The sequence below is a fragment of the Desulfurella amilsii genome (assembly GCF_002119425.1).
Lineage (GTDB): Bacteria > Campylobacterota_A > Desulfurellia > Desulfurellales > Desulfurellaceae > Desulfurella > Desulfurella amilsii.
On the sequence record NZ_MDSU01000018.1, the window covers coordinates 369,564 to 388,154 of the forward strand.

The window sequence follows — 18,591 nt, forward strand, 5'->3', positions numbered from 1 at the left end:
TTTATCCTCCCGTATAATTAGGTTTTCTTTTTTCTACAAATGCGCTTAAGCCTTCTTTGGCATCAACACTTGAAAATACTACACCAAACAAGCTTGCTTCATATCTTAGGCCATCTTCTTTTGATAGTCCAAACCCATCTACTATGGCTCTTTTGGCAAACCCAACGGCCAAAGGGGCATTCTTTTGGATTTGAACCGCAAGCTCTTTAGCTGCGCTTAAGAGCTCTTCTCTTGTTTGATAAATCTCGTTTACTATACCAAGCTCTTTTGCTTTGGCAGCATCTATCATCTTTGCACTAAATATAAGCTCTTTTGCTATAAGCTTGCCTGCTAGGCGAGATAGGTTTTGTGTGCCGCCAAAGCCTGGTAGTATACCAAGGCTTACTTCTGGGAAACCAAACTTAGCGTTTACTTGTGCAAAAATTATATCGCATGAAAGGGCTACTTCAAAGCCACCACCTAAAGCATAACCATTCACACAGGCTATATAGGGCTTGTTTGAGACTTCCATTAAGTGAAGCGTCTCTTGGCCCAGCCTTGCAAACTTAAGGGCTTCATTGGGTGTTAGCTTTTGCATGTATTCTATATCTGCACCTGCTACAAAAGCTTTTTCACCTGAACCTGTAACAATCACACACTTTATTGTTTTATCTTGCTCTACTTTTAAAAACGTTTCTTTTAGCTCATTTATTGTATCAATGTTTAAAGCATTTAGCTTATCTGGTCTATTTATGGTTAAATAGCCAGTGCCGTTTTTTGATTCAAACAATACATTCATAAAGCCCCCTTATTTTTTTGTGTAATCGTAAAAGCCGCGGCCGCTTTTTCTTCCTAAATAGCCAGCCTCTACCATTTTTACAAGCAACGGGCAAGGTCTATACTTTGAATCTTTAAAACCCTCATAAAGGACATTTTGTACAGCAAGACACGTATCCAAACCAATAAAATCAGCTAACACTAATGGCCCCATAGGCTGGTTTGTGCCAAGCTTCATAGCCTTATCTATGTCTTCAATAGAGGCTATACCCTCATAGTAGGCGTATATTGCTTCATTTATCATTGGTATAAGTATGCGGTTTACGATAAAGCCTGGGTAGTCTTTTGATAAAGCAGGGTTTTTGCCCAATGATTTTGCCAGTTCAAGTATCGTACTGTAAGTTTCTTCGCTTGTTGTAATGCCTCTTATAACTTCTACAAGCTCCATAACAGGCACTGGGTTCATAAAGTGCATGCCAATTACCTTATCTGGTCTTTTCGTTTGGAAAGCTAGTTTTGTAATGGATATGGAAGACGTGTTTGAAGCGATAATTGAGCCTTCTTTAACGATAGAGTCAAGCTTAGCGAAAAGCTCAAGCTTCAAAGCTTCATTTTCAGGTGAGGCTTCAATGCAAAAATCTACATCGGATACATCATTTAAGTTTGTCGTAGGTTTTATGTTCTTTAGTGTTGATTCAATCCGACTTTCTTCTATTACATTCTTTTTAGCCTGCCTTTTTAAGTTCTCTTCTATTATCTTTAGTGCTTTGTTAAGCTGAGTTTGGGCTATATCGTAGAGCACAACAGAGTAGTCGTGCAAAGCAAAAGCATGGGCTATACCATTTCCCATCTGACCTGCGCCCACAATGCCTACTTTTTTAATCATTGTAAACCTCCTTAAATGTTTTCAAAGATAGCTGCTACTGCTTCGCCGCCACCTATGCACAGTGTAGCTAGACCGTATTTTGCATTTTGTCTTTTCATTTGTTTTGTCAGCGTTGCAACAAGCCTACCACCGCTTGCACCAATGGGGTGACCCATAGACACCGCACCACCATTTACATTTACCTTATTGATATCAAGACCAAGCTGCTTTATAGCAATCAGTACTACCACAGCAAAAGCCTCATTTATCTCAAAAAGATCTATGTCTGCCAAAGATAAATTAGCCTTTTTGACGACCTTTTCTATTGCACCAACAGGAGCCTCTGGGAACTGCTGCGGTGGCAGCGAGTTTGTAGAGTAAGCAACAAGTCTAGCAAGAGGCTTTAGGTTGTAGCGCTTTAGAGCGTCTTTACTTGCTAACACACACAGCGCTGCACCGTCTGAGATTGTAGAAGAGTTTGCTGCAGTTACCGTGCCGTCTTTTACAAACGCACCCTTAAGTGTAGAAACTTTTTCAAATACCACTTTATATGGGTCTTCATCTTTATCAATAACTTTATCCCCTTTTTTGTCTTTTATCACAAAAGGCACTATTTCATCTTTAAATACTGTATCTTGAGCTTTCTGTGCTAACTTGTAGGACCTTATTGCATACTCGTCTTGTTCTTCTCTGGATATTGAGTGTTTCTTTGCCATATTTTCTGCAATGTTACCCATGTGTATATTATCGTATGGGTCCCATAAGCCATCAAAAATCATACCATCTATTAAATCACCGTTGCCCATGCGGTAGCCATACCTGGCGTTTTTTAAAACATACGGCGCTTTAGACATATTTTCTGCGCCGCCAGCTAGCACAATCTCACTGTCGCCAAGCATAATAGAACCAGCACCAAGCATAATGGCTTTTAAGCCAGAGCCGCAGACCTTATTGATTGTCATTGCATGCACTTTATAGGGAAGGCCTGCATAAATCATAGCTTGCCTTGCTGGAGCCTGACCCACACCACCACTTAGAACTTCTCCCATTATAATTTCGTCTACATCATCGCCTACAATATTTGTGTGCTTAAGCAGCTCTTTAATTACCTCACTTGCAAGCAATGGTGCTTCCACACCAGCTAGCGCTCCACCGAAAGAACCAAAAGGCGTACGTAATGCTTCTACCACGTAGACTTCTCTCATAAAACCTCCTTGTTTATTAAATTTATTGCTATCAGTTTAGTATCATTGGTATAATAAGCTAAAAAAATTACTATTATTTCCAAAAATTCAGCAAGAAGAAGGTCCGCTAAAAGTATATATTTATGGTTATATCTTTTCTTTTTCGTTTTTGAAAGTAATTTCTTGTTTTTAATTCTTTTTTTAAATTCACTCATAATACCTCCCCTTTACGTTAGTTTTACATACAAACTAACACAAAGGGGAGAGAAAGTCAAGTATAATTTAATAATTACCTATTTAGTTAATTTACTTGTTAGCATAGGTATAAACTCCAACAAATCAGCCGCTACAAATACATCTGCAACTTCTGCTATAGGTGCATCTTTGTCTTTGTTAATTGCGACAATGAAGTTTGATTTTTTCATACCAACCAAGTGTTGTATAGCACCTGATATGCCACATGCAATATAGAGTTTTGGGGCAACAGTCTGACCAGTTGTCCCAACCTGATAGCTCTCATCAAGCCAACCTGCATCTACTACCGGCCTTGAAGCACCAAGTTCTCCTTTTAGAGCTTTTGCTAAGCTTCTTACAATTTCAATGTTTTCTTTTTTGCCAACCCCTCTTCCAGCTGATATTATAACTTCGGCCTTTGTTAAATCAACGCCAGTTTTTTCTGCAACCTCATAGCCTTGAAACTCTAAATTTGTATCCTCTTCTGTGTAATCGAAAGGCTCAATTTGAGCAGTATTGTTTTTAAGCGGGGCAAATGCTCCAGACTGTAGAGTAAGGACAGCCTTTGGGGTATTGGGTTTTACTTTTCTTCTTAGCTTTGCGTTACAAAAAGGCACAATATACTCACCGTTATCTACATCTATGACTTCAGATATCTGGCCTGCCCTTAGGGCTGCTGCTAGCCTTGGCGCTAAGTCCCAGCCATATGAGGAGTGGCTAAATACAACTACATCTGGGTTTTCTTTTTCTACTAACTTTAATATCAAACCTTTGTGTACTTTGGGGTTATAATCTTTTGCCTTGCTTATATCTGCTATGTATACTTTGCCATCATACTCTGGCTTTACATCAAGTGGCGCTACCATAAAGCCCACTGAACTTGCACCAATTTTGTTTGCAAAACCCACAAGTTCATAGAAAGATTCATCTATGTGTCCATTTTTGTATTCACCGATTAATAGTGCTTTCATATCATACCTCCTACTACCTTAAAACCTGTGTTTTTTCTTTGAGTATACTTATTAGTTTATCTGCTACTTCATCAGCTTTGCCTTCAAGGAGTATACCGCCTTTTTTCTTTTCTGGTATATAGGCCTGCAGATTTACAACCTTTGGCTGTTCATTTAAAAGATCGTTTACATTTATAGTATTTAGTTCTTTCTTTTTTGCTTTCATGATATTGGGTAGTGTTGGGTATCTTACAGTATTTAAACCAAGCTGACAGGTTAAAATTACAGGCAACTTTACAGATATTTTTGCTTTTATGCCACCTTCTAGCTCTCTTTTAACATTTACTTTTGACTCTTGGTGCTCAAAACCAACAATAGTCGTTACACAATTATAACCTAATAATTCAGATAAAATGGGCCCTACCTGAGCAGAAGCCCTATCTTGAGACTGCATACCCAAAAAAACTATGTCAAAGTTTTTATCTTTCGCATAGTTTGCAATAATTGTAGCAATCTGAAGGGGATCCTTTTCATGAGAGTCATTATCCAGCACATGTACACCTTTATCTATCCCAATAGCTAGTGCTTTTCTTATGACTTCTTTAGTACGTTCCGGGCCAATAGAGAGTGCCACAACTTCTGCATTGCCTAGCTTTTCTTTAAGTCTAACTGCTTCTTCAATGGCATACTCATCGTACTCGTTGATTTTAAATGTTAGGTCTGATTGATCATACCATTGTCCATCACTTGAGATTTTAAACTTCGATTCCATATCTGGAACCTGTTTAATGCAAACCAAAATGTTCATGCTAACCTCCTTTTAAGAAAAACCTACTTAATTAAAATATTAACTATAAATATTTTACAATATCTTACGTAAATGTCAAGCCAAAATTTATTTATTTTTCTATTGACAAACTAGATTTAGTATGATAGATATAAATTATGATTTTTAACGTAAGAGTGAGTAGAGATGAATAACATTAACAATGAAGAATATTTTCAAATTGGAGAAGTTTCTAAAAAACTAGGTATAACTCCTAGAACTATAAGGTATTATGAAGAGTTTGGTTTGTTAGATCCCCCGCTGCGCATAGAAAACGGCATAAGACTATACTCTAATGAAGACATAAGGCGCATTAAATTTATTTTAAAATTAAAAGAGTTGGGCTTAACATTAAAAGAGATGTTAGAACTTGCAGATATTTATAACCAGCACAAGCAATCACTAATCATTATGCCAAAGCTAATTGAAATATTAGACGACCATATTGACAAAATTGATAGCAGAATTACTAAACTTGCATCTCTCAGAAATGACATTGTAGAATATAGAAAACGCATTTTAACCATAATTGAAGAAAATAAATAAAAGCGGGGGGTTTAAAATGAAGAGAGTATTGCTGGTAATGCTTGGCGTGCTTTTTTTGTCAAAATCTGCATTGGCAGTCAACGTAGAAGGTATAAATGTAAAGAACACATTGTTGGTAAATTCAAAACAATTACAATTAAACGGTTATGGAATAAGACATTATAGTTTCCTTGGTATAAAAATTTATATAGGTGCTTTATATACGCAAGAAAAGGTCCATTCAACAGAGCAACTTTTATCATCTAAACAAGATAAAGCAATTGTTATGTATTTTCTCTACCCAAATGTAAGTAAAAATAAGATAGTAGGTGCGTTTAAAGAAGGATTTAGAGATAATTTCTCTTCAATTTTAGGCACAAATGAAGAAAAAAGTTTTCTTGAACTGTTTAAGCATAGTGCAAAAAAAGGCGATTCGATTGAAATAGCTTTGCTAGAAAATGGCAACACACAAGTATATGAAAACAACTCTTTAATTGGCCAAATTCAATCACCAGAGCTTCAAAAAGCTATACTGATGGTTTACTTTGGGCCAAAGCCACCTGATAAATCAATGAAAGAGGGAATGCTTGGGAAATGATGGTAGAAATTCAAAAACGATTCAGTGATTTTGACATGTATGGTCACGTCAACAGCGTTGTGTATTTTTCTTACTTTGAGTATGCACGCATTCAGGCATTAGGAGAAATTTTTGAAAACGTTGCAGACACAATTTGGTTTGTAGTAGCAAAACAATCATGCGATTATTTAGAGCCTATTTTGTTTAAAGATCTAGTATTTGTCGAGATAAAAATTGCTAAAATTGGCAAATCAAGCTTTGATTTGGAATATATTGTAAAAAATGATCACAAATTATTTGCAAAAGGATTTACCACGCTTGTTGCAATAGATAAAAATACAAAAAAAGCTACACCTCTTAATCAAGATATACAAAACTACCTTTCAAAAATCTCCTAAACCCACTTGAAAAGTCCTGGGTTAGCAGGATTTTTCAGATTTAACTAATAAAATAATGAATTTAGGTTTTAACCTTTGACTCACCCCAAAGCTTATTTAGTACACTCAATGAAGCATTTTTAAAGTCGCCATTTAGTTCTTTTTCGATATATTCAAATCTCTGAACTATTTTATCTACTGACAAATGCAGAGCTTCTTGTGGATCAATATCAAAAAAACGAGCTAGATTTACCAAGCTAAAAACTACATCGCCTAACTCTTCACTTTTTTGCTCTTTCGTTTTAGATTTTTTTAACTCTTCTAACTCTTCGTAGATTTTACTAAAAATATCTTGAATATCCTCAAAATCAAAGCCAACCTTAGATAACCTCTTTTGAACTTTATAAGCCCTCAAAAGTGCTGGCATTCTTTTTGGTATGCCATCTAAGAGTGAATCCTTTTCTGTTTGCTTGATATCATCCCATTGAGATAAAACCTCTTCTTTAGTATTAAGCTGTTTTTCACCAAATACATGCGGGTGACGCCTTATTAGCTTGTTTATAAGGTTATCAACTACATCAACTAAACTAAACTCACCATTTTGATTTTTGATCACACAGTGAAAAATCACCTGAAGCATACAATCGCCTAATTCTTCTATAATTTTTTTATTATCATCTTCTTCTAAAGCTTCGTAAAGTTCAAAAGCTTCTTCTATTAAATCATTTTTTATGGACTGATTTGTTTGCTCTCTATCCCACGGACACTCTTTTCTTAAACGCTCAACAATTTTCACAAGCTCATTAAATTTTGCAGCATATACATCACACATAAAAACTCCTTATGGCTTGACAAATAAACGTTCATTTTGTATGAATTATACACGAAAGGAAAAAAAATGGAAAATTTTTTAAACCTCATTGAAAAATTCTATCAAGGAGAGATAAACGACTATTATTTGTATTTAAAATTATCTAAATCTCAAAAAGACGCAGAGCTAAAAAAACGTCTGTATGAGATTGCCCAAATAGAAAAAAATCACTCGCTATTTTGGAAAAAAATTGCCCTAAAATACAATTTAACACTAAAAGACAAAATAAACACACCTAAAATTAAAATCTCAGCTTTTTTGCAAAAAATTATATCTGCTGCAATCATTGTATCTTTGCTAGAAGCTGGTGAGAACTCAACTGTAAAAGAATACTACGACTTTTTAAAATCAAGTGCCCTGGATGAAAAAGAAAAATCAGTTTTGAAAAACATTGTTCTAGAAGAAATTGAACATGAAAGTATATTTAAAAAAGAATCAAAAAAATTTGGAGCTAACAATGTAAGGGATTTTATACTTGGCATGAATGATGGAATCGTTGAGATTTTGGGTACTGTAGCAGGGCTTAGCGCCGTATACTTTACAAATCCTTTTTTGGTTGGTATAAGTGGCTCAATCGTAGGCATTGCCGGAGCACTTTCTATGGGTATTGGCGCATTTATCTCTGTAAGATCTCAAAGGCAAATTGCCCAAAGTAAAAACGAAAGAAATGAGATGCTCTTTAGTGTTGCTCCAAAGCGCGCTTTTGAAGTACTAAAAGATGAGCTCATTGAGTCAAATATTGACGAAAATATAGCTACTGAAGTTACAAATAAATTGCAAGACTCTAAAGTTGACCTATCAAAATTTCTTACGCAAGAAGTAGAAGAAAATGAGATAAAATCGGGATTTTTTACAGCAATTGCATACTTAATTGGCGTGTTGTTTCCTGTCACACCGTTTTTTATCTTTAAAACTTCAATGAGTGCTTTGCCCTTCTCTATCTTACTTGCGTTTTTGGCATTATCCACAGTAGGGGCTATTGTATCAATTGTATCTGGCATATCTATTAGAAAAAAAGTATTCGAGATGGTTGCTTCATCATTTTTTGCAGCAGCGTTTTCTTTTGGTTTTGGAAAACTAATGCAAATCCTGTTTCATCTGAGTGCGTGATTGCTGTAATTCTAAATAGGCATTATATGCATTTTTACAATCCTGGTTTTCGTACATGAGTTTGCCGTAGTTTTGCTTGCAGTAATTAAATCTTTCAACACATTTTTGCGGATGAGATAAATAATATTCTTTAGAATGATACTCGTGACATGCGCTAAGCAAAAACGGCAAACACATAAGCATAATTAATTTTAATTTTTTTATCATTTTTTTACTTTAAAGATTGAGTTATATTGTTTAAATTTATTAAAATAGCACCCGCTCTCAACATTTTATTAATTGATTTTTTTTCATCATCTGGTTTAATATTTACAGCTTTTGAAGCATCTGATAAAAAAAACACGGTATAGTCTAAAGAAAGTGCATCTAAAACTGTTGCTTTTACACAATAATCCGTAGCAAGACCGCCTACAAATAAACGCCTAATTTTTAAATTTTTTAACTTGTTATCAAGGTCTGTACCATCAAAACCAGAATAAGCATCTTTATCGGGATTTGTTGCTTTTGAGATAATAATTGCGTTATCTGGTAATTTTAGCTCTTTATAAAACATTGAGCCAAATGTATTTTGAACACAATGAACAGGCCAAATACCTCCAAAATCTTTAAAGGATGAGTGATTTTTAGGGTGCCAATCTCGAGTTGCAAAAACTGGCCTATCGTTTTTTTTAACTAGTGCTATATAAATATTAGCTTTCTCTATAATACTGAGTGCATCCGGCACAGCCAAGCTTCCCGTGCAAAAATCATTTTGGATATCAACTAAAATCAATGCATCATTTTTAGCAATTGTCAATTTCATAATACCTGCCTACTCCAGTTTTTTTAAAAGACCCAAGGTGTAGTCTTTGCTGCACAACTCGCTAATACTTAATATTTGCCCTTCTTCTAACCGGGTAAGCAAATGAAATACTACAGCTATATCGCCTTCTTGCATTACAATGGCTACACGGTTGTATTTAATCTCAGCTTCCAAAAGATCACTCAAAAGCATTGCAGTTGCCTCATGACCCACAGCAGATATAAAGGTACTACTTTTAAGAATTTTCTTTGCCTGCAAAATAGTTATTCTTCTGTACCTAAATAAACCAAAATTTGTTAAAATAGGTCCGTTTAACACATATACCATAATGTGTATAGTAGCAAATTTCAACAGAATTTCAATATCAAAAAAATTTTTTGAAATTAAACTTTGCAAAAACACCATTACATAAAATAATGACAAATTTGAAATGCATAGCAAACGATTTATTTAAAAAAGCAAAAAATGTTGCAGATAAGTACAATTGCTGCTACAAAAGGAGGGCTATAATCAAAGGGTTTATAATTTGTTTTGCAAACGCAAGGCTATGTACTAAAAATTAAAAAATGCTTGACTAAAATTTTTAAAGCTACTATAATTTGTAAAATTTTGAAAAGGAGGTATGGCATGAAAAAAGTTTTAGCTATGTTGGTTGCATCAATGTTTCTAACTACTGCTCTTTCTCTTGGAGCAAAAGCTACTGAGGTAAAAAAAGTAGAAAAGAAAGTTGAGAAAAAAGTAGAAAAGAAAGCTCCAGCAGCTCCAGCTGCAGCTGCTAAAAAAGCTGCAAAACCAAAGATAGAAGGTTGCTAATCAACTACAAACAGGCGTTAGCGCCTGTTTGTTTTTACTTTTGTAGACGAATGTTGTATTTATGGATTCTGTAGTCTAGTTGCCTTAAAGTTAAGTTAAGTAGCCGCGCTGCTTTAGATTTTACAAAGCCTGTCTCTTTCAAAGCCATTTCTATATGTTTTTTCTCAATATTTTGTATTTGGCTAGGTAAATTTTTGTCATTTAGGTTATCTAATTCATATCTTCTTAGAGATACTTTCTGAAAAATGTAGGCTGGTAAGTGATTAATATGAATCATCTGATCATTCATTACAACAAGCCTTTCTAAAATGTTTTCAAGTTCTCTCACATTGCCAGGCCAGTTGTAATTAATTAACTCTATCAACGCCTCTTTGGAAAGCTGGATATTTTTGTTGTATTTTTCGTTGAATAACTTTAAAAAATAATCAATTAAAATTGGTATATCTTCTTTTCGTTCAACAAGCGGGGGGATTTTTATTGGTATCACATTTAACCTATAGTATAAATCTTCCCTAAATCTTCCTTCTTTGACAAGCTCAAATAGTTTTTTGTTGGTGGCTGCAATAATTCTGACATCTACAGAAATAGTTTCTAAACTACCAAGCCTTGAAAACTCTTTTTCCTGTATCACACTTAAAAGCTTTCCTTGTAATGACAATGGTGTATCGCCAATTTCATCCAGAAAAATTGTGCCTTTGTCTGCTATCTCGAACTTCCCTTTTTTTTGAGAAATTGCGCCAGAAAAAGCACCCTTTTCGTAACCAAAAAGCTCTGCTTCTAAAAGATTTTCAGGTATACTTGCACAGTTTATGCCAACAAACGCCTCTTTCCCCCTATTGCTCAGTTTGTGTATGACTTTTGCAACCAAGCTTTTGCCTGTACCGCTCTCGCCCTCTAACAGCACCGTAGAATCAACATTTACAACTTTTAAAATTGTGTTTTTTAAATTATTTATCTGCTTAGAAACGCCTATAATTTCTTTGATTGATGTTTTAAATTCTATTTTGTTTAGCAAAATCTCTTTTTCTTCCTCGAATGTTCTTTTTTGAAATTCTAGCTTTTCATTCATTTTTTGTGCAAAACCAATCAGAATACTTATCATTGATAATAGTTTAATTTCATTTTCGTATGATAAATTTCGCGTTTTCTCTTTATATACACCAAGCACACCTAACCTTTCTCCACCAATTTTAATAACAGTCCCAATAAAAACTACCTCAAAATCAAAACGGTTAAGCACGCCCATTTTATTCAAAAAAGATTTATTTTCTTTTGGATCGTATATGACAGCTGGTATTTCATTCTTAAATACGCTCCCTACAGTTCCCTCGCCTACCTTAAATACACCTTTATATTTTTCTTTTTTTAGCAACCCAAAGCTTTCTTTAATTTCTAATGTATTTTCAATAGGATTGTATAAAGCAATAAAGCTTGCAGGTATATCTAAATAAGAATAAAGCAATTTCAGTATACTTTTAAAGGCATCTTTTATATTATTTTGTCTGCTTAACACTTTACTTACTTCATGCACTATGCTAAAATAGTTTTCATTGATATTAATACTTCTCATTGTAAACAATTATACAATTTTGTTAACAAAAATACAAGGTTTTAAACATTACACACATGACAAAACGCTCTAAAAATAAGCAACATAATAAAGGAACGTTTTTTGCTTAACGTAAATTAATTATATTTAGGAGGTATTTTATGTCAGTTGAAAAAGTCTTAAAACTTATTAAAGACGAAGAGGCAAAAATTGTTGATCTGAGGTTTGTAGATTTGCTTGGTACATGGCAGCACTTTAGCGTACCAGCGCATGTAATCGAAGAAGACACCTTTACAGAAGGTCTAGGATTTGATGGTTCGTCAATTAGAGGCTGGCAGTCGATCAATGAAAGTGATATGCTGGTTGTGCCAGATGCACAAAGCGCATTTTTAGATCCATTCACAGAAGTAACAACACTTAACTTGATATGCTGCATACTCGATCCGATTACAAAACAGCCATATCCCAAACACCCACGCTATATTACATACAAGGCCCAAGAGTATCTAAAATCCACAGGTATTGCAGATACGGCTTTCTTCGGACCAGAGTTAGAGTTTTTTATACTTGATAGTATAAGGTATGATATCAAGCAAAACGCAAGCTACTACTTCCTTGACTCCCAAGAAGGCATATGGAACTCAGGCAAAGATGAAGAACCCAATTTAGGCTACAAAATTAGAAACAAAGAAGGCTATTTCCCTGTCGCGCCCACAGACAGCCTACAGGATTTGCGCACAGAAATGATACTAAACCTTGAAAAAGTTGGCATAGAAGTAGAAACTCACCATCACGAAGTAGCCACAGCAGGTCAGTGTGAAATTGACATGAAGTTTTCTACTCTTTTGGATATGGCTGATAAGGTATTAAAGTACAAATACATAGTAAAAAATACAGCCGCTATGTATGGCAAAACAGTAACGTTTATGCCAAAGCCCATATTTGGGGACAACGGCACGGGTATGCACTCACATCAAAGTTTATGGAAAGATGGCAAACCATTGTTTGCAGGAAACCTTTATGCAGGATTGAGTGAACTTGCAATGTATTATATGGGAGGCATTATAAAGCACGGAAAAGCCATAGCAGCCTTTACAAACCCTACAATCAACTCATATAAAAGGCTTGTGCCGGGGTTTGAAGCACCCATTAACCTAGCTTATTCTTCAAGAAATAGAAGCGCAGCGCTAAGGATACCAATGTACTCATCATCTCCAAAAGCAAAAAGGGTTGAAGTAAGGTTTCCAGACCCCAGTGCAAACCCATACCTTGCATTTTCTGCAATGCTAATGGCGGGCATAGATGGTATAATTAACAAAATTGACCCAGGAGAACCACTTGATAAAAACATATACGATTTGCCCCCACAGGAGTTAGCAAATGTCCCAAAAGCGCCTGCTAGCCTAGAAGAAGCCCTTCAGGCTTTGGAAGATGACCATGAGTTCTTACTAAAAGGTGATGTATTTAGCGAAGATCTCATTCGAACATGGATAGACTATAAGAAAGAAAAAGAATTAAAACCCTACAGTATGTCTATCAATCCTCTTGAATTTTTCATGTACTTTGATGCATAGCAAGTCTATGTCTATAGCAGCCACAAGGTCAAACCAGACTTTGTGGCTTTCTTTTGAAGTTTCAGAATGTAAAATTGTAAAGAAATTTTTTGAATAAAGCCCAAAAATGACTAAAAAGGCAACAGATCCTTCCAAGCGAAGGACCTGTTTTTTTCAAGTCTTAAACTTACCTACAACAGATAACAGACCATCAGATATTGTCTTTAGGTTTTGAGCATTAGCTGAGATAGACTCTACTGCCTTTGCATTTTCTTCTTGAGCTTTGCTGATTTCTTTTACCTGCATCTCAAGCTCTGAGACTGTAGAAGAAAGCTCCTGTGTTGCAGCAGATAGGGAGTTTACCTGATCTGAAACATTGGCGATTTTATCTGATACTGTCTGGACACTGTCTTGAGTTTGGGCAATGGCATCTGCTTTTTGTTGTGTATCTGATTGGGTTTGGTTCATAACGCTTACTACTTTTGAAGTTTTTTCCTGTATGGATTTTATGATTGCTGCCACTTCGTCTGTAGCTTTTTGTGTTTTTTCTGCAAGCTTTCTTATCTCATCTGCAACTACTGCAAAGCCTCTGCCGTGCTCACCTGCACGGGCCGCTTCAATGGCAGCGTTCAATGCAAGGAGGTTTATCTGATCTGTTATATCGTTTATTATCTTTAGAATGTCTCCTACTTTCTTTGAAGCTTCTCCAAGGTCATTTACATCAAGACTTGCTTTTGAGATAGAATTGGATAGCTCTCGGATTGCTTCTACATTGAGCTGGATTTCTTTTACCATCTTGTCTGTAATCTCTTTTGCTTCATCGGAAGATACTCTTATGTCTTCTGTAGAGCGGGCTATGCCAGATAGGGCGTTTGCTGTATCTTCTGTTGCATGTGATATCTCTTTTGTGTTTGATGAGACCTGCTCACTGGATGCAGAGATTTGAGCTGCAGATGATGCAAGTGAGTTTGTGGAAGATTGAACCTCTGTGGCTTTTGATAGTACCTCTTGCACTATACCTTTAAGCGTAGAGATAAATTTGTTTAAGTGGTCTGTGAGCTCACCAAACTCATCATTTGACTGCTTGGGCAGTACAATAGTTAAATCACCTCCGCCTTTGGCAAGTGTGGAGACAGTGGAGTTTATATGCTTTAGGGGGATGAAAATTTTATTAAATAAAACTCTCCAGACAATTATAACTACAACTAGCATAATAATCATTGCTGCGCCTATTATAATAATTGTTAGCATCATAGTGCTTTCCATATTATGCTTAATGTTATCAAAATTTTTGCTTTCTTTTACAATTAAGTCTAAAACAAAAGATCTAGATTTGCGCCAGGTAGGTGTTTCTTTGGTTACAAGTAAACTGTATGCTTGTTTTTGTTTACCAGACTCAGCCAAAGATTTAACCTGTAGTTGAAGCGCATCGTCTTTTGACAGCATTTCTTTTAGTTTTTGAAGTTGTAATTTTTGTGAAGAGTTTGCAGTACTGAAACATTTATCAAAAGATTTATTCATAGACTCAGTTGCATTTTTATAATTTTGCATAGCCTTTGTGTCATTTGGGTTCAAAAGAATATTTCTTATTGCTTGACCTTTTTGCAAGCCTTGGGCGTAGATGTTGTTAATATTATTTGAATACACAATCTGCTTATCAAGCTGAGTTATTGTGTCTTTGAGATTTAAGCCAGCTATACCAATAACTGTAAAAAACACTAAAGCGCTAAAAAAATAAAAACCGTTTGAAAAATTCAATAGCTTTTTAATGCTCATATATACTACCTGCTTGTTCAGCAATAGCCTCTATTTCTACAAGCGCATCTTTTGGCAAAGCAGTAACGCAAATGGCTGAGCGTGCTGGTGGATTATTTTTAAAAAACTCAGCATATACCTCATTAATTAAAGAAAAGTCTTCTTTTTGCGTAAAAAATATAGTCACCTTTACAACTTTCTCTAAACTAGAACCTGTGCTTTCTAAAATTGCCTTTAAGTTTTCCAACACTTGCTTTGTTTGTTCTTTTGTGGTTAAAGGCATATTAGCCTGATTATCTATACCCAATTGACCTGAAACAAAAATAAAACCGCCTGCCATTATAGCTTGCGAATACGGACCTATTGGCTTTGGAGCTTTGTCAGTAAAAATAACGTTTTTCATTTAAACCTCCATTAATATGAATGTAGAGTATATTAAATTTGAGTATTATTGTCAATAAAGGCCTTAAGGGCGTTTTAGCAGTAAGCCTTAAGACCTTTATGAAAGTGGGGTTTACTTTGCAATAATAGGAATATTGTAAACACGGGAGATTTCTGCCATCGAGCCATCGTAATCGCTAACTAGCTTTGTATCCAGCATAGCTTGTCCAATAAACCACAAACCGCTTGCCAGATGGCCTGTGTTGCAGTAAGAAATAATTGGCTTATTTATATCAACATCAGCATTTTTTAAAATTTGTTCGATTTGGGATTTTGGTTTTATAACCCAGTAGTTTTTCTCTTTCTGCATAAAATTAGCAACATACACCCACTTTGCGTCTTTTAAATGACCAAACCTTGCAAGTCTTTTATCTTTTGTATCTTTTCCGGTAAATTGATCATAGTTTCTTGCATCTACAAACTGTACAAGGTTTTCATGATTTAGTCCCCACTCAACAAACGGCAAAAAAGAAAATACTGTGGTTCTATTTCTATTAATCACAAAATTAGACTTTGGCAGTCTAAATTCACCTTTTGCAATAGGTCTTCCTTCATCGACCCACTTTTGATACCCTCCATCCATATAGTAAATATCTTTTACACCAGCCCAGTATAAAATGGCAGCAACACGCGTTGCGTTTGTTAAAAAGAATTGAGGCTTGTCGAAATTCTCACCAGAATATACAACATAGGAAGCATTTTCTTTTAAACCAAAATCGGACAATTTTTCTTCCAGTTGTCTGTTATAGGAAACCAACCCTACCACATCGCCTCTTTTTACGCTTAACATAGCATTTGTAAGATTAACTGCATTGGGCAAGTGGCCATTTAAGTAATCTTTATCCGCTCTTGTGTCTATTACAATAACGTTCTTGTTGTTTTGCAAAAGTTGTGCTGCTTGTTGCGTTGTAATTACCTGAAGTTTTGCAAACGCCAGATTGAAAAAACCAAAAAACAAAGTGACTAAAATGGTCATAAACGACTTGCGGAACATAGAAAACCTCCTCTTAAAAAATAATTTAGTTATATAATAACTGAGTTATTATATTTGTCAAGTACTTTAATAGCCTATTTATTTATTGCTTTTGTTGATAGTAATCTAAAGCTTTTTTTGTGGCAATTTGGCCAATCTGTATTAGCTGCTGAGCTTTATGAAAGTCATATACTTTGCAGATGCTTTGTGGAATTTCTATTAAAATGTCTACTTTGTTTTCTGCTAGCCTATAGGATTTAAGTAAATTTTGCATAATGTCTAAGGATATTGCTGCCACATCAAACATAGAATACCGATTTTGTGAGTTTTTCCCAATTTTTTTTGAAATTTTCTGAAACTGCGCAAACAGAGAATTTTGCCTTTCTTCTTCATCTTGGGTAATGTAAACATCATATTTTGTTTTAGTATTGGAGTTTATATCCACAGCAATTACATAATCGCTTTGAGCATTTTTAAGTGCACCAACAGGTAGGTTATTCAATATCCCACCATCTACATACAAGTGGCCATTAGCTTCAACAGGGTAAAATATTGATGGTATTGCGCTTGAAGCTCTTATGGCAAAAAGCAAATTACCTTCTTGAAACCAAACCTCTCTTTTGCTAATAATATCCACACAAACAGCACAAAACTTTATCGGTAGATCTTCAATTAAAGTATTTTGACCAATCATTTCTCCCAAAACACTAAAAAGTTTATCAGTGTTAATTAAGCCACCTTTTCTTGAAAAACCTAGTAAATTAATAATATCATGTTGATAAAGATTTTTTACCCATTTTTCATATTCATCTAATTTATTTGCTGCAAACATGGCACCTACCACAGCACCCATTGAGGTACCTGCTATAGCATTTATTTTAAAACCATTGTTAATAAGCTCCCTAATAACACCAATATGTGCATATCCTCTTGCAGCTGCGCCACTTAGAGCTAATGATACCGTTTTCATAATAAGTACAAAATATAATTTTTTTTCGCTATAGTCAATTTTTTGACAAAAGGCCACTAATGCCTTAAACTATAAAAAGCAGGTGGTTTATGAAAATTTTGATTTATGGAAGCGGGGCTTTAGGCCTATTGATGGGATATCATTTAAAAAAAGAAAACGACGTATTCTTTATCGGAAAAACAGCAATTCAAAAAACCTATAAAATAAAGAAAGGACCAAGCATTATTGAACATACATTTGATATTAAAGACAAGTTAGACAGCACCTATGATTGTATTATTCTTGCAACAAAATCTTTCGATGTTGACAAAGTCTTAGAAAATATTTTAAAAGCAACACGCAATACGCCAATCTTAACAATTCAAAATGGTATATATGTTGAAGAACTATTATTATCAAAGTTAGACAAAAGCCTTATTTTTCCTATTGCAAGCCTTATTGGGGCAACAAAAAATGAAGATACTATAAATAACTTTATGGACAATGGCCAGAAGTTAGGCTATTTCGAAGATAGGCAAAAAGCACTATTATTTGCACAAAATTTCAATAAATGTGGCCTAAACACGGCAGTTGTTGATAATATCATGAGCGAAAAATGGTGGAAATTTATCTTTTACTGTAGCTGTGCCACAATAAATGCACTAACGGGTATCAAAAGTTTTGATCACGATGACTTAGAGTTTTCATCAAAATTAGCAAAGGAGATTGCAGTTGTATTTAGTGGCTCTTATGGTTTGGATTTGGACATAATTGCAAAACAGGTTATAGATTTTGCAAAAAATTTTAAACCAGATACATGGAAGGCCAGTGTTGGCGAAGATTTAAGAAAATGCAAAAAGACAGAAATTGATTATCTAAACGGTTATGTTGTTAAAGTAGCAAAACAAAAAGACAAAAGCGCTCCGTACAACGAAAGTCTTTACAATATCGTTAAAATTCTGGAAAAAACAAAACTCTATGCTGGGATTGTTTAAAGCAAAATATTCATATTTGTGCTAAAAAAGTAAAAATCTCTAGCGCCTACAAATCTCTCTACGGTATTGCCGTTTTTATCAATTAGGATCGTAGTGGGGGTATAGGCTATGCCACCTAGTTTTGATAAATCTGATTGGTTTATTGTATATATGGGATATTGAATTTTATAATAGTTTATAAATGAATGAAGACCATCTGAATTTAAACTAATACCAATAATTTTTACATTGTTGTTGTTTTTATAGTGATCGTATAGCTTATTTAAAGAAGGGATCTCTTCTTGACATGCAGGACAATCTGTTTGAAAAACATTTATCAAAATAACTTTCCCTTTTAAAGAAGATAAATTTATACTTTGTGTATTTTCACCATTTAAGTGAATATCCAGATTTTTGTTCGTGCTGCAAGAGGCTATAACAAAACCTAGCAAAAAAAGCAAAAACCACTTTACCTTTAACATGCTATGTGAATAATATCATATTGTC

Annotated in this window: 23 protein-coding genes; 7 read left to right on the forward strand and 16 right to left on the reverse strand. The window is 34.8% G+C overall.

Annotated features, from left to right (window positions below; genetic code table 11):
- Position 1: 1 nt before the first annotated feature.
- From DESAMIL20_RS05335 to DESAMIL20_RS05360, 6 genes are all read right to left on the reverse strand, one after another.
- On the reverse strand, positions 2 to 778 hold the full coding sequence (locus DESAMIL20_RS05335; RefSeq protein ID WP_086033781.1) for an enoyl-CoA hydratase/isomerase family protein: 777 nt from the start codon (positions 776 to 778) through the stop codon (positions 2 to 4).
- A 9-nt stretch (positions 779 to 787) separates the two neighbouring features.
- Complete coding sequence (locus DESAMIL20_RS05340; protein WP_086033782.1) at positions 788 to 1,642, reverse strand: 3-hydroxybutyryl-CoA dehydrogenase; 855 nt, start codon at positions 1,640 to 1,642, stop codon at positions 788 to 790.
- 11 nt (positions 1,643 to 1,653) lie between these two features.
- Positions 1,654 to 2,826 carry a thiolase family protein gene (locus DESAMIL20_RS05345; RefSeq protein WP_086033783.1) on the reverse strand — a complete coding sequence of 391 codons (1,173 nt, stop codon included), beginning with the start codon at positions 2,824 to 2,826 and terminating at the stop codon, positions 1,654 to 1,656.
- Positions 2,823 to 3,020 (reverse strand): hypothetical protein, encoded by a 198-nt coding sequence (locus DESAMIL20_RS05350; RefSeq protein ID WP_086033784.1) that lies wholly within the window; start codon positions 3,018 to 3,020, stop codon positions 2,823 to 2,825. The genes DESAMIL20_RS05345 and DESAMIL20_RS05350 overlap by 4 nt, the downstream gene beginning before the upstream one ends.
- A 78-nt stretch (positions 3,021 to 3,098) precedes the next feature.
- On the reverse strand, positions 3,099 to 4,010 hold the full coding sequence (locus DESAMIL20_RS05355) for an electron transfer flavoprotein subunit alpha/FixB family protein (protein WP_086033785.1): 912 nt from the start codon (positions 4,008 to 4,010) through the stop codon (positions 3,099 to 3,101).
- A gap of 13 nt (positions 4,011 to 4,023) precedes the next feature.
- Entirely contained in the window at positions 4,024 to 4,797 is a 774-nt protein-coding gene (locus DESAMIL20_RS05360) for an electron transfer flavoprotein subunit beta/FixA family protein (RefSeq protein ID WP_086033786.1), read from the reverse strand.
- Between the two features lie 165 nt (positions 4,798 to 4,962).
- Here DESAMIL20_RS05360 and DESAMIL20_RS05365 point away from each other — a divergent pair, with 165 nt between their 5' ends.
- From DESAMIL20_RS05365 to DESAMIL20_RS05375, 3 genes are read left to right on the forward strand one after another with little or no spacing between them, the layout of a single operon-like run.
- Positions 4,963 to 5,361: a helix-turn-helix domain-containing protein gene (locus DESAMIL20_RS05365; RefSeq protein WP_086033787.1), complete on the forward strand. Its 399-nt coding sequence runs from the start codon at positions 4,963 to 4,965 to the stop codon at positions 5,359 to 5,361.
- Positions 5,362 to 5,377: 16 nt separating this feature from the next.
- Positions 5,378 to 5,938, forward strand: coding sequence for a chalcone isomerase family protein (locus DESAMIL20_RS05370; RefSeq protein WP_086033788.1), 561 nt, complete (start codon positions 5,378 to 5,380; stop codon positions 5,936 to 5,938).
- Positions 5,935 to 6,315 carry an acyl-CoA thioesterase gene (locus DESAMIL20_RS05375; RefSeq protein WP_086033789.1) on the forward strand — a complete coding sequence of 127 codons (381 nt, stop codon included), beginning with the start codon at positions 5,935 to 5,937 and terminating at the stop codon, positions 6,313 to 6,315. Before DESAMIL20_RS05370 ends, DESAMIL20_RS05375 begins: the two co-directional genes overlap by 4 nt.
- A gap of 61 nt (positions 6,316 to 6,376) precedes the next feature.
- On the opposite strand, the gene mazG is transcribed toward DESAMIL20_RS05375, so the two are convergent.
- Positions 6,377 to 7,126 (reverse strand): nucleoside triphosphate pyrophosphohydrolase, encoded by a 750-nt coding sequence (mazG, locus tag DESAMIL20_RS05380; RefSeq protein WP_086033790.1) that lies wholly within the window; start codon positions 7,124 to 7,126, stop codon positions 6,377 to 6,379.
- Between the two features lie 66 nt (positions 7,127 to 7,192).
- Between mazG and DESAMIL20_RS05385 the strand changes: the two genes are divergently transcribed.
- A complete protein-coding gene (locus tag DESAMIL20_RS05385) occupies positions 7,193 to 8,275 on the forward strand; it encodes a VIT1/CCC1 transporter family protein (protein WP_086033791.1) in 1,083 nt (360 codons plus the stop codon).
- Here the strand turns inward: DESAMIL20_RS05385 and DESAMIL20_RS10400 are convergent.
- Genes DESAMIL20_RS10400 through DESAMIL20_RS05395 form a run of 3 tightly spaced genes read right to left on the reverse strand, consistent with a single transcriptional unit; the run spans position 8,243 to position 9,473 of the window.
- Entirely contained in the window at positions 8,243 to 8,482 is a 240-nt protein-coding gene (locus DESAMIL20_RS10400) for an EexN family lipoprotein (protein WP_143340251.1), read from the reverse strand. The genes DESAMIL20_RS05385 and DESAMIL20_RS10400 overlap by 33 nt on opposite strands.
- Before the next feature lie 4 nt (positions 8,483 to 8,486).
- Entirely contained in the window at positions 8,487 to 9,077 is a 591-nt protein-coding gene (locus DESAMIL20_RS05390) for a nicotinamidase (RefSeq protein WP_086033792.1), read from the reverse strand.
- A 9-nt stretch (positions 9,078 to 9,086) separates the two neighbouring features.
- Positions 9,087 to 9,473, reverse strand: a complete 387-nt coding sequence (locus DESAMIL20_RS05395; RefSeq protein WP_158090533.1) for an STIV orfB116 family protein — start codon at positions 9,471 to 9,473, stop codon at positions 9,087 to 9,089.
- Positions 9,474 to 9,704: 231 nt separating this feature from the next.
- Between DESAMIL20_RS05395 and DESAMIL20_RS05400 the strand changes: the two genes are divergently transcribed.
- Positions 9,705 to 9,890, forward strand: a complete 186-nt coding sequence (locus DESAMIL20_RS05400) for a hypothetical protein (protein ID WP_086033794.1) — start codon at positions 9,705 to 9,707, stop codon at positions 9,888 to 9,890.
- Between the two features lie 34 nt (positions 9,891 to 9,924).
- Here the strand turns inward: DESAMIL20_RS05400 and DESAMIL20_RS05405 are convergent, their stop codons facing one another.
- On the reverse strand, positions 9,925 to 11,460 hold the full coding sequence (locus DESAMIL20_RS05405; RefSeq protein WP_086033795.1) for a sigma-54-dependent Fis family transcriptional regulator: 1,536 nt from the start codon (positions 11,458 to 11,460) through the stop codon (positions 9,925 to 9,927).
- Positions 11,461 to 11,600: 140 nt separating this feature from the next.
- Here DESAMIL20_RS05405 and glnA point away from each other — a divergent pair, with 140 nt between their 5' ends.
- Positions 11,601 to 13,013 carry a type I glutamate--ammonia ligase gene (gene glnA / locus DESAMIL20_RS05410; protein WP_086033796.1) on the forward strand — a complete coding sequence of 471 codons (1,413 nt, stop codon included), beginning with the start codon at positions 11,601 to 11,603 and terminating at the stop codon, positions 13,011 to 13,013.
- A gap of 153 nt (positions 13,014 to 13,166) precedes the next feature.
- Here glnA and DESAMIL20_RS05415 read toward each other — a convergent pair whose 3' ends face one another.
- From DESAMIL20_RS05415 to DESAMIL20_RS05430, 4 genes are all read right to left on the reverse strand, one after another.
- Positions 13,167 to 14,768 (reverse strand): methyl-accepting chemotaxis protein, encoded by a 1,602-nt coding sequence (locus tag DESAMIL20_RS05415; RefSeq protein ID WP_086033797.1) that lies wholly within the window; start codon positions 14,766 to 14,768, stop codon positions 13,167 to 13,169.
- Positions 14,758 to 15,150 (reverse strand): Rid family detoxifying hydrolase, encoded by a 393-nt coding sequence (locus tag DESAMIL20_RS05420; protein ID WP_086033798.1) that lies wholly within the window; start codon positions 15,148 to 15,150, stop codon positions 14,758 to 14,760. The genes DESAMIL20_RS05415 and DESAMIL20_RS05420 overlap by 11 nt, the downstream gene beginning before the upstream one ends.
- Positions 15,151 to 15,261: 111 nt before the next feature.
- Positions 15,262 to 16,182, reverse strand: a complete 921-nt coding sequence (locus tag DESAMIL20_RS05425; protein ID WP_086033799.1) for a sulfurtransferase — start codon at positions 16,180 to 16,182, stop codon at positions 15,262 to 15,264.
- A gap of 82 nt (positions 16,183 to 16,264) precedes the next feature.
- Positions 16,265 to 17,131 (reverse strand): patatin-like phospholipase family protein, encoded by an 867-nt coding sequence (locus DESAMIL20_RS05430; RefSeq protein ID WP_143340252.1) that lies wholly within the window; start codon positions 17,129 to 17,131, stop codon positions 16,265 to 16,267.
- Positions 17,132 to 17,220: 89 nt separating this feature from the next.
- Here DESAMIL20_RS05430 and DESAMIL20_RS05435 point away from each other — a divergent pair, with 89 nt between their 5' ends.
- Positions 17,221 to 18,105 carry a ketopantoate reductase family protein gene (locus tag DESAMIL20_RS05435; RefSeq protein WP_086033801.1) on the forward strand — a complete coding sequence of 295 codons (885 nt, stop codon included), beginning with the start codon at positions 17,221 to 17,223 and terminating at the stop codon, positions 18,103 to 18,105.
- On the opposite strand, the gene DESAMIL20_RS05440 is transcribed toward DESAMIL20_RS05435, so the two are convergent.
- Positions 18,102 to 18,566 carry a TlpA disulfide reductase family protein gene (locus tag DESAMIL20_RS05440; RefSeq protein ID WP_086033802.1) on the reverse strand — a complete coding sequence of 155 codons (465 nt, stop codon included), beginning with the start codon at positions 18,564 to 18,566 and terminating at the stop codon, positions 18,102 to 18,104. The two genes, DESAMIL20_RS05435 and DESAMIL20_RS05440, sit on opposite strands and share 4 nt — an antisense overlap.
- Positions 18,567 to 18,591: the final 25 nt, after the last annotated feature.

Bases quoted from the DNA above. Each gene is read 5' to 3' on its own strand.
- DESAMIL20_RS05390 (WP_086033792.1), bottom strand. From the start codon at position 9,077: ATGAAATTGACAATTGCTAAAAATGATGCATTGATTTTAGTTGATATC.
- DESAMIL20_RS05355 (WP_086033785.1), bottom strand. From the start codon at position 4,010: ATGAAAGCACTATTAATCGGTGAATACAAAAATGGACACATAGATGAA.
- DESAMIL20_RS05365 (WP_086033787.1), top strand. From the start codon at position 4,963: ATGAATAACATTAACAATGAAGAATATTTTCAAATTGGAGAAGTTTCT.
- DESAMIL20_RS05425 (WP_086033799.1), bottom strand. From the start codon at position 16,182: ATGTTCCGCAAGTCGTTTATGACCATTTTAGTCACTTTGTTTTTTGGT.
- DESAMIL20_RS05420 (WP_086033798.1), bottom strand. From the start codon at position 15,150: ATGAAAAACGTTATTTTTACTGACAAAGCTCCAAAGCCAATAGGTCCG.
- DESAMIL20_RS05400 (WP_086033794.1), top strand. From the start codon at position 9,705: ATGAAAAAAGTTTTAGCTATGTTGGTTGCATCAATGTTTCTAACTACT.
- DESAMIL20_RS05370 (WP_086033788.1), top strand. From the start codon at position 5,378: ATGAAGAGAGTATTGCTGGTAATGCTTGGCGTGCTTTTTTTGTCAAAA.
- DESAMIL20_RS05375 (WP_086033789.1), top strand. From the start codon at position 5,935: ATGATGGTAGAAATTCAAAAACGATTCAGTGATTTTGACATGTATGGT.
- DESAMIL20_RS05415 (WP_086033797.1), bottom strand. From the start codon at position 14,768: ATGAGCATTAAAAAGCTATTGAATTTTTCAAACGGTTTTTATTTTTTT.
- DESAMIL20_RS05345 (WP_086033783.1), bottom strand. From the start codon at position 2,826: ATGAGAGAAGTCTACGTGGTAGAAGCATTACGTACGCCTTTTGGTTCT.
- DESAMIL20_RS05335 (WP_086033781.1), bottom strand. From the start codon at position 778: ATGAATGTATTGTTTGAATCAAAAAACGGCACTGGCTATTTAACCATA.
- DESAMIL20_RS05440 (WP_086033802.1), bottom strand. From the start codon at position 18,566: ATGTTAAAGGTAAAGTGGTTTTTGCTTTTTTTGCTAGGTTTTGTTATA.
- DESAMIL20_RS05430 (WP_143340252.1), bottom strand. From the start codon at position 17,131: ATGAAAACGGTATCATTAGCTCTAAGTGGCGCAGCTGCAAGAGGATAT.
- DESAMIL20_RS05360 (WP_086033786.1), bottom strand. From the start codon at position 4,797: ATGAACATTTTGGTTTGCATTAAACAGGTTCCAGATATGGAATCGAAG.
- DESAMIL20_RS05405 (WP_086033795.1), bottom strand. From the start codon at position 11,460: ATGAGAAGTATTAATATCAATGAAAACTATTTTAGCATAGTGCATGAA.
- glnA (WP_086033796.1), top strand. From the start codon at position 11,601: ATGTCAGTTGAAAAAGTCTTAAAACTTATTAAAGACGAAGAGGCAAAA.
- DESAMIL20_RS05385 (WP_086033791.1), top strand. From the start codon at position 7,193: ATGGAAAATTTTTTAAACCTCATTGAAAAATTCTATCAAGGAGAGATA.
- DESAMIL20_RS05340 (WP_086033782.1), bottom strand. From the start codon at position 1,642: ATGATTAAAAAAGTAGGCATTGTGGGCGCAGGTCAGATGGGAAATGGT.
- DESAMIL20_RS05350 (WP_086033784.1), bottom strand. From the start codon at position 3,020: ATGAGTGAATTTAAAAAAAGAATTAAAAACAAGAAATTACTTTCAAAA.
- mazG (WP_086033790.1), bottom strand. From the start codon at position 7,126: ATGTGTGATGTATATGCTGCAAAATTTAATGAGCTTGTGAAAATTGTT.
- DESAMIL20_RS10400 (WP_143340251.1), bottom strand. From the start codon at position 8,482: ATGATAAAAAAATTAAAATTAATTATGCTTATGTGTTTGCCGTTTTTG.
- DESAMIL20_RS05435 (WP_086033801.1), top strand. From the start codon at position 17,221: ATGAAAATTTTGATTTATGGAAGCGGGGCTTTAGGCCTATTGATGGGA.